We start from the raw sequence: 1,103 nt of genomic DNA on the forward strand, positions 1-1,103 counted from the left end.
CCAGTCGGCGACCGGTCGACCGGCCCACCTGGTGCTTCCCTGCTGCTGTCATGGCGAGCCGATAGTAGGGCTCGGTACGGCCATTCGCGGTGGACCCACGACGGCGTTGAGAAGGTACGTTTCTGCATGGCAGCTAACCCTCAATTACCTTCAAATGTAAGGGTGTTGTTGCCCTCTTGGATTGTTCAAGGGGAGGGGTAGCCGCTCCGCCTGGCGATCCGCCCAGGTCTCGAACAGGTCTCAAGTCACCTTGACGAGGGATGCGCGCCACGGAGCGAGCCACCGGCGCGCGGTGTCCCGCATAGCGCTCCCCTCGTAGTGCGCGCCCGGCGCCCACTACGGCGGGTGCCCGCGGAAAGGCTGTCCGTCGCGGGCCTGACGCCGGACGGGGCAATCCTCATAAGGTGTGCAGTATTGGAGTCGATTGGATGGTTGAGGAGGACCTGCGGTGAGCGAGAAGACCCCGAGGCTGCGTGCTGCGCTGGACGGCATCCCCACCTACAAGCCGGGGCGACCGGCGGCGGTCGGCGGCCCGGTCGCCTACAAGCTGTCCTCCAACGAGAACCCCTATCCGCCGCTGCCGGGCGTCCTGGAGAGCGCGGTGGCGGCTGCCGGATCGTTCAACCGCTACCCCGACATGGCATGTACAGGGCTGATGGCGGAGCTGGCCGACCGGTTCTCGGTGCCGGTGGAGCACCTGGCGACCGGCACCGGGTCGGTCGGGGTGGCCCAGCAGCTGGTCCAGTCGACGGCCGGGCCCGGCGACGAAGTGATCTACGCCTGGCGGTCGTTCGAGGCGTACCCGATCGTCACCCAGGTCTCCGGCGCGACGTCCGTTCAGGTGCCGCTGACCTCCGATGAGGTGCACGACCTGGAGGCGATGCTGGCGGCGATCACCGACCGGACCCGGCTGATCTTCGTCTGCAATCCCAACAACCCCACCGGCACCGTCGTGCGCCGTGCGGAGCTGGAGTCCTTCCTGGACCGGGTGCCGAACGACGTGCTGGTGGTGCTGGACGAGGCGTACCGCGAGTTCATCCGCGACGAGGACGTGCCGGACGGGATCGAGCTCTACCGTGACCGCCCCAACGTGTGCGTGCTGC

1 protein-coding gene is annotated in these 1,103 nt (G+C 67.7%); it reads left to right on the top strand.

Annotated features, from left to right (window positions below):
- Nucleotides 1-448 precede the first annotated feature (448 nt).
- The coding region (locus tag AB0I03_RS27015) for an aminotransferase class I/II-fold pyridoxal phosphate-dependent enzyme (RefSeq protein WP_360417469.1) at nucleotides 449-1,103 on the top strand (655 nt) is incomplete at its 3' end.

The sequence above is a fragment of the Glycomyces sp. NPDC021274 genome, assembly GCF_040641195.1.
In the GTDB taxonomy this organism is placed as follows: domain Bacteria; phylum Actinomycetota; class Actinomycetes; order Mycobacteriales; family Micromonosporaceae; genus Glycomyces.